Raw genomic sequence first — 10,137 nt, forward strand, 5'->3', positions numbered from 1 at the left:
AGCACCCGGTACCGCCAGTCAACTCAAGTTAACTCGAAAGTGGGGATACGTCAGCTTGGTTCCCCCTTTACGCGAGCAAGTTCCCCGCCTGCTGGCCCCTACCCCAGCGGAGCAGGGCCGCCCCCCAGGTGAACCCCGCCCCGAAGCTGGCCAGAAGTACCAGATCTCCTTCCCTGAGCCTCCCCTGTTGCCTCGCCTCGTCCAGAGCCACGGGAATAGAGGCGCTGGACATATTGCCGTAGCGGTCCAGGTTAACCACTACTTTATCCTCCGGCAGGCCCAGGCGGCGCCGGGTAGCGTCGATGATTCTCCAGTTGGCCTGATGCGGCACGAACAGGTCCAGATCCTGTGGCTCCAGGCCGCACCGGTGAAGTACGTCCAGTGATACCTCTTCCATACACCGTACCGCGAAGCGAAACACTTCCGGGCCGCGCATGTGGATGGTGTGGAGTCGCTCCTTCACGGTTTCCTCGCTTGCCGGCAGGCGCGACCCTCCTGCCGGCTGAAAGAGCAGTTTTCCCCCGCTGCCGTCGGCGGCCATACGCGAAGCCAGCACTCCCCTGCCTTGGGGTACCGGACCCATCACTACTGCGCCGGCGCCGTCGCCGAACAGTACGCAGGTATTGCGATCGGTCCAGTTAATGATGCGGCTGAAGGTCTCGGCTCCGATCAGCAGTATGTAGCGGGAATAGCCGGTAGCGATGAGCTGACTGCCCAGGGCCAGTCCGTAAAGAAAACCGGAGCAGCCTGCTTCCAGGTCGAAGGCCCAGGCCCGCGCGGCTCCCAGTTGATCCTGGACCAGGCAGCCGGTGGCGGGAAAGGCCATGTCCGGGGTAACCGTAGCCACCATTATCAGGTCGATTTCCTCGGCGGGCACGCCGGCATCGGCCAGGGCCCTCCGTGCCGCCTCCAGACACAGGTCAGAAGTGGCCTCGCGCTCTGCTGCCCGCCGGCGTTCCCGGATGCCGGTTCGCTCTCGTATCCACGCGTCACTGGTGTCCACTATTCGTTCCAGGTCCTGGTTGGTTATGATCTCTTCCGGCAGGTAGGAACCGGTACCTAAGACTCCGGCGGCGAGCAATGAGGTCCCCCCTCCGAGGCTGGAGTCAGAGCTCGAATCAGCTCCGGTACGAGCCGGTTGGTTACGCACTGCTTGGCCACGCCGATGGCGTTCTCGATGGCCCTGGCCCTGGAACTGCCGTGGCAGACCACGCTTACTCCCCGGACGCCGAGCAGAGGCGCGCCTCCGTATTCCGCGTAGTCGAGCTTCTTCCACAGCGAATGCAGGGCCGGGAAAACCAGGGCAGCGCCGGCGCGGGCCAGAGGCCGGTGTGCCAGTTCCTGGCGCAGCATGGTCATTAGGGCTGCGGCCATCCCTTCTCCGAACTTCAGAAGCGAGTTGCCTACAAATCCGTCACACACCACTACGTCGGCTACGCCCATGGGTATGTCCCGGGGTTCCACGTTACCCATGAAGTTAAGCCCGGAACCGGCCAACAAGTCGTAGGCGGCCAGGGTTAATTCGTTGCCCTTGTTCCGTTCGGTACCGATGTTGAGTAAACCTACCCGGGGCCGACTCAGCCCCAGTATTCTTTCCGCGTAGACCGCGCCCATCTGGGCAAACTGCAGGAGATGTTGAGGGCGGCAATCCACGTTGGCCCCCACGTCCAGGAGAAGTTTCCCCCCGGCCACGGTGGGAAACACCGTGGCTATGGCCGGCCGCAGGATACCCTCGATACGGCCCAGGGTTAAGAGGGCGGCGGCCATCTGTGCGCCGGTGCTGCCGGCGGAGACCAGGGCCTGGGCTTGTCCGGTCTTGACCAGTTCGGTGGCCACCCAGATGGAAGACCCCTTCTTGCGGCGTAAGGCCGTGGCCGGCGGATCGTCCATGGTAATTACTTCCGGTGCGTGAACTATTGTAATGTTGCGGGCATGGTCTTTCCACTTGCGCATTTCCTCCTCGATTGCTTCCCTGTGCCCTACCAAAATGACTTCCGCGCTGCCGTTCCGTGCCGCCGATAGGGCTCCACGCACCACTTCCCCGGGAGCGTAATCACCTCCCATGGCATCTACGGCGATCCGCATGGCGCCGCCTCCTTGGCACTCTGCTGCTTCAGGCTTACTACTATGAACTGCCCCTTGAAGACCAGTTCCCCCTTCACCTGGGAGTGCACCGAGACCAGGACCGTGGGGCCGCGCACTACCTTGACCGAGGCCTTGGCCACCACCTTCTCGCCCACGTACACCGGACGCCGGTAGCGGACCCGGGCGCTTCCGGTCACCACCAGGGGAGCGTCGATTACCGCCACCGCCAACGAGTTGGCCTGGGCAAACAGGTAATGCCCCCGCGCGATCTGGCTCTTTTCCAAAACCATGTCCGGGGTGATTTCCAGAATGGAAATGCCGGTGCGCCCCAATTCCAGGTGCACCAGTTCACCGACCAACTCTTCCCGGGTAAGAGAGCGCACCTGCCCGTAGGCGTGGCGCGCTACCGAGCGCACCCTTTCCCGCAGCTCGGGGATGCCCAGGGCCAGCCGGTCCAGGCGCACGGTCTGCACGCTAACTCCGAAGAGACGCGCCAGCTCCTCGTCGGTGGTGAAAGGGTTCTCTTGCAGGATCGATTCTAGGCGGCGATGACGTTCCAGCCGGCGGTCGCTACGCAAAGACCGGCCCATTAACTATGACCTCCTAATAGTACCAAGCACTAGTAGTATAATATACCACCGCCGCCTTAGCAACCCAAACGTCGCCTTGCGCCCTCCGTCCGGCAGCCGGGCTTCCAAAAAAGAAAGAGTAAGCCTCGCGGCTTACCGTCCTCGCCATCGCGGAGAATCTACTTCTCTTCGCCGGCCACCTTACGGCCCCGGTAGTACCCACAGTTGGGGCACACGCGGTGAGGCAGCTTGGGTTCGTGGCACTGGGGGCAGGGCGAAAGGGTGGGGCCATTCACCTGTGCCCATATGGAACGCCGGTGACGCTTGCGGGCCTTGGAAACTCTGCGCTTGGGTACTCCCATGACATTTCCTCCTCTTGTCTTTCAGCCTTTCTGCCGGGCAAACAGGCTCCCGAGTACCGTAAGGCGCTCGTCTGGCTTAGGGCATGCACACGGGCCTTCCTTGAGATCGTGACCGCATTGGGGGCATAGCCCCGGACAATCGGGTTGGCACAACGCCTTCATGGGTAGGGCCAGAACCAGGGCCTCCTCTATCGCCGGGCGAAGCTCTATCTCGTTGCCCTCGAAGGGTTGGACCTGCTCCCTTTCCTCGTCGGACAAGGAGGCGAGTCTTGACACATGGGCGAACTGGGCCTCCAGCGGGGCCACAACCTCCTCCTCGTAATCGGTGAGGCAGCGGCTACACTGGCGGCGCACTACCGCCCGGACCTGTCCTTCGGATACCAGCAGCTTTTGGCCGCCGCTCACCTTTCCCTCTACTCGTACCGGCCCAATGAACCGGATTTCCTCCCCGGCCAGGCTCACCGCCGGGATCTCCTCCTCAAACACGAAGGAAATACTCCTTCCGGGGTGGCGCCGGAGATCGGCAACGTCCAGGCGCATGGTGTGACCCCCCAAGATAACCGGCGCTATTATAGTCAACGCTTCTATTCGGTGTCAAGCCGGCATAAGTTCTGACGGGTACCCGGTCTGCCCTTAGGGTAGTCCTGGTTTCCCCTGGTACCGGCCGCCTTACCGACCGAACCGCTCTGCGCCTGGTACGGCCGGTAACGCCGGAGCCGGCCTCGCTCGAGACTCGGGTGCGGGGAGCAGGTATGAACCGTAAGCGAAGGCAGTGGCTAGGGGTAGCCTGGCTGGTTTTTACCGTTTTGCTGGTAAGCCATCCTCAAGCTACCTATTCTGCCACCCACCAAGCCCTTGCCCTATGGTGGCAGGTAGTATTGCCGGGCCTGTTACCGTTTCTCATAGCCTCTTCTCTACTGGGCAGACTTGGCATGATTGCCCTGATAGGCCGATGGCTGGAACCCCTTACCCGCCGGCTCTTTAACCTGCCCGGTACGGCGGCACTGGTAATCGTACTCGGCTACAGTTCCGGGCCGCCGGTGGCGGCCGCCATGGTTGCCGAGTTGCGGCGCCGCCGCCTTTGCACACCCCGGGAGGGCGAAAGACTCTTATGTTTTACCCACAACGCCAGCCCCCTGTTCCTCTTGGCCGCCGTGCCGGTGGGAATGCTGGGCGATGCCTCCCTCGGTGTGCCCCTGGCCGCTGCCCACTACTGCGCTAACCTGATCCTGGGCTTACTCTGGCGCCGGTACGGGGGCGCCCGTCCTACCCGCCAGCCGCAGGCCAGCCCGTTTCCGACTCGGTCTGTACCGGGCGCAGTCTCCGCGGAGGCGCCTATGGCGGCTCTATTGGCGGAGGCGGTTACCCAGGCCTTCCGGACCCTGCTCCTGGTTGCCGGTTACATGACCCTTGCCGCCGTTGCCCTTGCCCTGTTGAGGGAGACCGGTGGTTTGGGCCCGTTGGCGCGCGCATTCGGCGCCCTGCTTGCGCTCTTCTCCTTGCCCCCGTCCCTGGGGGAGGCGGTGACGGAAGGCCTGGTAGAAATGACCCTGGGAACCTCCCGAGCTTGCCAGTCCTCGGCTCCCCTTGGTGACCGTCTGACCGTGGCCAGCATGATACTGGGTTGGTCCGGTCTTTCCGTACACGGTCAGGTGGCCAGTGTTCTTGCCGGAACGGACTTGCGTCTGGGGCCCTACCTGCTGAGTCGTATCGCTCAGGGCCTGCTGGCCGCGGTCCTGATAAGGCTCTGGTTACCTGAAGCCGTACCCACCTTTCAGCTCCCGCGACCGGCCACCTGGTCTCCGCTTCTGGTCTTCGAACTCAGCCTGTTACTCCTGGGCCTGGGGCTTGCCCTGTGGCTGTTGCTGGCGCTGTTGTTCGCTCTCTTCAGGCGGTCTTGGTACGGCGGGCTTTGAGTTCCTGCCGGCCCTGGCGCACGTTGGCCAACGCCTTATCCAGTGCCATTTCCAGACGGTTCAGCACCTCATCGGCGTAGCTCTCCGCTCCCTGGTGTATGTCCCGCGCCGTTACCTCGGCCTTGTGCAGGATCTCCTGGGCTCTTAACTGTGCTTCCTTTATTATCTCCGTTTCCTGTAAACGCTTTTCTATTTCCTGGTTTGCCGCTTCCCGAATCAGTTCTGCCTGTCGGCGCGCTTCCGCCAGCACTTTGTCCTTTTCTCGGGCCAAGCGCTGGGCCTCGCCTATCTCTGCCGGCAGCAGGGCCCTGATCTGGTCCAACCAGTTCAGGATGATCTGCGCTTCCACCACTATTCTGCCGGTAAGGGGTATGCGGGTTGCCCGCTCCACAAAGTGCTCTATCTGGTCGAGCAACACAAGAACGTCCTTTTGGTCACTGCCGTTCAGCAAACGTTTCACCTCCTCCTGGGCACCGGTAGAACAACAGCCTGGTATTGCCGTAACGGTATTCCCGGATCAGCAGTAGTCTTGCCGGCTCTTCGAGATCCGGGGCATCTCTAACCGAAGCCTGAACCAAGAAGGCTCCACCGGGAGCCAGGATGTCCGCCCCGGCAAGCTTCTCACCCAACTCTTTCAGCCAACCTTGTTCGTAGGGGGGATCGGCGAAGACAACGTCGAACGATGCTTTCTGCGCCTTCAGGCGGTTGAGGGCCCGCCGTACATCCAGACACCATATTGCGGCCTTTGCCCCGAGACCGGCCCCCTTCAGGTTTTGCCGAATGAGGGCGCAGTTGGCCGGATTCTTCTCCACGAATACCACTTTACCCGCCCCGCGGCTCAGGGCCTCCAGCCCCACGCTACCGCAACCGGCAAAAAGGTCTAAGAAACTGGCCCCCATTATCTCTGCCGCCAGGATGTCGAAGACGGCTTGCCTCACCCGGGAAAGAGTGGGCCGGGTGTGCCGGTCGTGAGGTGTCTTGATGGGATAGCCTTTGGCCGTACCGCCAATAATCCTCAAACGCCTTCCCTGCCGAAGAAACTTTTTCTTCTTCCCGGGTATAATCTACCCTCGCCCGGTAAATAATTAGTAATGCCGAAGAGCTTAGTAACCCTCCCCCATGAGCTCTTCCTCCGGTTTCTCCTCTCCCAAGGAACGGCGACCGGCCGTAAGGCAGGTCGCCGGCCGGGGACCGGCTCCGTAGGGCCGGCCCCCGGCCTTATATGGGCTTGGGTACTTTTTGCTCCTCGGTAGCCTCGAACTGCACCTTCCGGCTGCACCGCGCACAGATGTACAGGGCCTGCGGGTTGGCCGCCAGCCTCTGATAATCTTTATGAATTTTGGTGATCTCTTCTCTCCGCCCGCATAGCGAACACCGTACTTCCACCGTTCATCCCCCCGCCTGGTTCAAGCATTTCTACAGCTCTATGCTTTTTCCTGCTGCTTCGACACATTCCTTGCCAGGTGGGTCGGGCAGACTAGGATGGGGTGAGAACAAATATGGACCGTTGGAATCTCTTGGAACGCTACGGTCTAAGTATTGACCTGGCGGTGGAAGCTCATGCCTTGCTACGGGGTGCGACCACAGAGGAGGTGCCGGGAGTCCGGGAGGACAAGGAAGAACTCGACTTCGCCACCGTCACCACCATTACCGTCCTCAATGCCACCGGCGAAAGGGCCATGCGCCGCCCGGTGGGCACCTACGTAACTATTGAGGCACCGACTCTCGGCCAGCCGGTGCCCGAGGCCCGTAAACAGCTGGTCGAACTGTTGGCGGCGAAGATCACGGATTTGATGGGGCGAGCGGGCCTGCTGCCCCAGGCAGACGTACTCATTGTGGGGCTCGGCAACCGTCGTGCCACTCCGGACTCTCTCGGGCCCAGCGTGGTGGATCGGTGCCTGGTCACGCGACACCTTCACCGCTACGCCCCAAGAAGCATACCGCCTGCCTGGCGTTCGGTCAGCGGCCTGGCTCCCGGCGTCCTGGGAGTAACGGGAATAGAAACCCTGGAGGTGGTCAAGGGAGCCGTGGCGCACGTGCACCCGGGGCTGATAATCGCGGTCGACGCCCTGGCCGCCCAGGAGGTGAGGAGGCTGGGGACCACCATCCAGCTGTGCGACACGGGCGTCAACCCAGGCTCCGGAACGGGCAAGGCGCGCGAAGGGCTCAATCGCTACACTCTGGGAAGACCGGTGATTGCCATCGGGCTGCCGACCGTCGTGCGTGCTCCGGTGCTGGCACACGACCTGTTTGCCCGCCTGACCGCTTCTGATGGCCCGGAACGGGACCAGAACCTGCAGCGGGCGCTGGACGACCTCCTGTCACCCTTCGGGGGTGATCTGACCGTAACCCCCAAGGAGATCGACAATCTGATTGATCAGGTATCGGCCATTATTGCCTCGGGCATAAACCGGGCGCTATTTCCGGACTTGAGCGAGGAGGAGGTTGCTTATTTGGTATGAAGTGCGCGGGTCAGGCCGCCTCTTCCGGCAAACGCACCGACTGCTGACGGCCAAACCAGGCTAACGCCGCGCCGCCAGGCCCGCCAGGAACAGGCCGTTGGCCAGCAAGGCCGCCCCTCCACCACCTGCCGTATTTTGCTTTCTTGGCATAAGGCACGTATATTTCTTCCCAAAACGGCCAAATTAATACCACAAAGGAAAGGGGAGCAAGGAGCCCGGCTCCTTGCCCCCGCTCTTTGCCCCGGTTAGCGGCCGCCGGTAGGAGTGACAGGCGCGCCGTAGGCTTGAGGAGCAGTGGTCTGACCGGCCAGGCCCTGCTCATAGGCCTGGATCATCCGGCGTACCATGTGCCCTCCTACCGCGCCGCACTGCCGGGAGGGGATATCGCCCCAGTAGGAGCCATCCCCTACGTTGAGCCCGACCTCAGCCGCCATCTCGTACTTGAAACGATCCATGGCCGCACGGGCTTCGGGGATGATTATGCGGTTGCTCCTTTGGCCCTGACCCATTCCGGTTCACCTCCTCTGCTCTTTTTGGCCGGCACTATATATTCTGGCTCTCGTCCCGGGCTCAATACCCTGTAAAAAAACGCAGAGGAGGGAACGGGCTCTTAATCTAAATTTTTAATTGTTTCTGCAATTTGTTGACTGCCTCCCTAAGCGGAGGCCAGGCTTGCGGCTGGGACAACCACCAGGAAGCGTCCCGTCGGGCCACACCGATCAGCTTGGCATCACGCACCAGGTCCGCCATCCTGAACTCCGGCCAGCCGTGCTGCCGGGTGCCGAAGAATTCGCCCGGACCTCTTAACCGTAAGTCTGACTCGGCCACGGCAAACCCGTCCTGGCAGGTGGTGAGTACGCGAAGCCGTTCTCGGCTCAGCTTGCCGCGGGGACGCCCGATGAGGTAGCAGTAAGCCGGCCTCTCGCCTCTGCCCACCCGGCCGCGAAGTTGGTGCAGTTGCGCCAGCCCAAAGCGTTCTGCCCCCTCGATCACCATTACGGTAGCCTGAGGCACGTCTATGCCCACCTCGATTACCGTAGTGGCCACGAGCACTTGCACCTCTCCGCGGCGGAAGGCTTCCATCACTTTTTCCCGTTCCTCCCGTTTGAGGCGCCCGTGTACCAGGCCCACGGTCAGATCGGGAAAGGTTTCGCGCCTCAGGCGCTCGGCAAGTTCTTCCGCGGCCTCGGCCTGTATTACTTCCGAATCTTCCACCAGGGGGCACACTACATAGGCCTGGCCTCCCTGGGCCGCCTCGCGCCGCACGGCGCCGTAGGCGTCCTGGCGCCGCGACTCGGGCAGAAAGACCGTCTTGACCGGCCTTCTTCCCGGAGGAAGACCCTCAATTACCGAGACCTCCAGGTCGCCGTAGAGGGTTAGTGCCAGAGTACGCGGGATGGGGGTAGCGGTCATTACCAGGACGTCCGGGCATCCACCCTTCTCCAGGAGCCTGGCCCGCTGGCCCACTCCAAAACGGTGCTGTTCGTCGATTACCACCAAGCCCAGCCGGCGGAAGGCAACGCCCTCCTGGATGAGGGCGTGAGTCCCCACGGCAATCTCCACTTCGCCCCGGGCCAGGCGCTGCAGAGCTTCCTCCCTTTCCCTCCCCGTCAGGCTGCCGGTCAGCAGCGCCACCCGAAGGCCGAGGGGAGCCAGCCACTTCTGGAAGGTAGAGGCGTGCTGCTCGGCCAGGATTTCGGTGGGCGCCATGAGCGCGGCCTGGTAACCCCCCTGCACCGCCTTGACCATGGCCGCGCCGGCGATCACGGTCTTTCCCGAGCCGACATCTCCTTGCAGCAGGCGCGCCATGCGCCGGGGGCTTTCCATGTCCTGTTTGATTTCCTGCCAGACCTTTTCCTGCCCGGGGGTAAGAGAGAAGGGAAGCGAGGAGAAGAAACGCTGCACCAGTTCGCCGTCCGGGGCATGGGCCACACCCGTGTTTTCGGCCCGGTTTCGGCTGCTGCTCAGAAGGGCCAATTGAAAAAGGAACAGTTCTTCGTAGGCCAGGCGGGTTCTGGCCTGCAGCAAGGTCTGGGGGGTGCTCGGGAAGTGGATCTGTCGCAAGGCCTCGGCAATGCCGGGGAGCCGGTAACGCCGGCGCAATTCGGAAGGGAGCACTTCGGGAAAGGCATCGGCGTACTCATCCAGAACCCGGCACATGAGCTGGCGCAGGGTGCGCTGTGAGAGCCCTCGGGTGAGTGAGTAGAAGGGTACGATCCGGGCCTGGCCAAGGCTTTCTTCTTCCCGGGCCACCTCGTATTCCTGGACCAGGATCTCCCTTTGTCCCAGGAACTGTCTGACTTTGCCGGTGACGATCACGCGGCATCCGGCCTGGAGCTGCTGTTTTACGTATGGCTGATTAAACCAGGTTGCCCAGGCCCGGCCGCTGCGGTCGGCTACCAGTGCCCGGGTTACCACGAGCTTGTCGTTCGGCCGCCTCTCCTCTACCGCTACCACCGTACCCGAGGCGGTACAGGTGTCGCCGGGGTTGAGGCTGCCCAAAGGTGTGAGGAAGCGTCGGTCCTCGTAACGACGCGGAAAGTAGAGCAGAAGGTCGCGTACGGTAAGGACCCCCAATCTGGCCAATAACCTTGCCCGCTGAGGTCCTACGGTCTTAAGGTACTGTACCGGCAGATCCAAGTCCCTGGCGCCCACCACTCTCCCCCTCGAAGAGCCGGTCTACTGAGTTATCCCCACTCGTATAATTTGACCTGCAGGTTATCAAGAACCCAACGTAGGCATC

At 62.3% G+C, this 10,137-nt stretch carries 12 protein-coding genes; 2 read left to right on the forward strand and 10 right to left on the reverse strand.

Annotation, left to right across the window (positions count from 1 at the left end; all coding sequences use genetic code 11):
* Positions 1–67: 67 nt before the first annotated feature.
* The 5 genes from NUV99_11855 to NUV99_11875 form a co-directional block, all read right to left on the reverse strand.
* On the reverse strand, positions 68–1,081 hold the full coding sequence (locus NUV99_11855; GenBank protein MCR4420784.1) for a ketoacyl-ACP synthase III: 1,014 nt from the start codon (positions 1,079–1,081) through the stop codon (positions 68–70).
* Complete coding sequence (plsX, locus tag NUV99_11860) at positions 1,060–2,085, reverse strand: phosphate acyltransferase PlsX (protein ID MCR4420785.1); 1,026 nt, start codon at positions 2,083–2,085, stop codon at positions 1,060–1,062. The genes NUV99_11855 and plsX overlap by 22 nt, the downstream gene beginning before the upstream one ends.
* Complete coding sequence (fapR, locus tag NUV99_11865; protein ID MCR4420786.1) at positions 2,070–2,675, reverse strand: transcription factor FapR; 606 nt, start codon at positions 2,673–2,675, stop codon at positions 2,070–2,072. The genes plsX and fapR overlap by 16 nt, the downstream gene beginning before the upstream one ends.
* 158 nt (positions 2,676–2,833) lie before the next feature.
* Entirely contained in the window at positions 2,834–3,016 is a 183-nt protein-coding gene (gene rpmF, locus NUV99_11870; GenBank protein ID MCR4420787.1) for a 50S ribosomal protein L32, read from the reverse strand.
* A gap of 21 nt (positions 3,017–3,037) precedes the next feature.
* Positions 3,038–3,556: a DUF177 domain-containing protein gene (locus tag NUV99_11875; GenBank protein ID MCR4420788.1), complete on the reverse strand. Its 519-nt coding sequence runs from the start codon at positions 3,554–3,556 to the stop codon at positions 3,038–3,040.
* Between the two features lie 212 nt (positions 3,557–3,768).
* Between NUV99_11875 and NUV99_11880 the strand changes: the two genes are divergently transcribed.
* On the forward strand, positions 3,769–4,932 hold the full coding sequence (locus tag NUV99_11880; protein ID MCR4420789.1) for a sporulation integral membrane protein YlbJ: 1,164 nt from the start codon (positions 3,769–3,771) through the stop codon (positions 4,930–4,932).
* Here the strand turns inward: NUV99_11880 and NUV99_11885 are convergent.
* From NUV99_11885 to NUV99_11895, 3 genes are all read right to left on the reverse strand, one after another.
* Positions 4,904–5,383, reverse strand: a complete 480-nt coding sequence (locus NUV99_11885; GenBank protein ID MCR4420790.1) for an ATPase — start codon at positions 5,381–5,383, stop codon at positions 4,904–4,906. The two genes, NUV99_11880 and NUV99_11885, sit on opposite strands and share 29 nt — an antisense overlap.
* Positions 5,367–5,993 carry a 16S rRNA (guanine(966)-N(2))-methyltransferase RsmD gene (gene rsmD, locus NUV99_11890; GenBank protein ID MCR4420791.1) on the reverse strand — a complete coding sequence of 209 codons (627 nt, stop codon included), beginning with the start codon at positions 5,991–5,993 and terminating at the stop codon, positions 5,367–5,369. The genes NUV99_11885 and rsmD overlap by 17 nt, the downstream gene beginning before the upstream one ends.
* A gap of 157 nt (positions 5,994–6,150) precedes the next feature.
* Positions 6,151–6,318: a DUF2197 domain-containing protein gene (locus NUV99_11895; protein MCR4420792.1), complete on the reverse strand. Its 168-nt coding sequence runs from the start codon at positions 6,316–6,318 to the stop codon at positions 6,151–6,153.
* Positions 6,319–6,431: 113 nt separating this feature from the next.
* On the opposite strand from NUV99_11895, the gene gpr reads away from it, so the two are divergent.
* Positions 6,432–7,394 carry a GPR endopeptidase gene (gene gpr, locus NUV99_11900; protein ID MCR4420793.1) on the forward strand — a complete coding sequence of 321 codons (963 nt, stop codon included), beginning with the start codon at positions 6,432–6,434 and terminating at the stop codon, positions 7,392–7,394.
* Positions 7,395–7,639: 245 nt separating this feature from the next.
* Here the strand turns inward: gpr and NUV99_11905 are convergent, their stop codons facing one another.
* Together NUV99_11905 and recG are read right to left on the reverse strand one after the other, a co-directional pair.
* Entirely contained in the window at positions 7,640–7,903 is a 264-nt protein-coding gene (locus NUV99_11905; protein ID MCR4420794.1) for an alpha/beta-type small acid-soluble spore protein, read from the reverse strand.
* 106 nt (positions 7,904–8,009) lie between these two features.
* Complete coding sequence (gene recG / locus NUV99_11910) at positions 8,010–10,049, reverse strand: ATP-dependent DNA helicase RecG (protein ID MCR4420795.1); 2,040 nt, start codon at positions 10,047–10,049, stop codon at positions 8,010–8,012.
* Positions 10,050–10,137: the final 88 nt, after the last annotated feature.

The sequence above is a fragment of the Clostridia bacterium genome (assembly GCA_024653205.1).
Lineage (GTDB): Bacteria > Bacillota > DSM-521 > Neomoorellales > SLTJ01 > JANLFO01.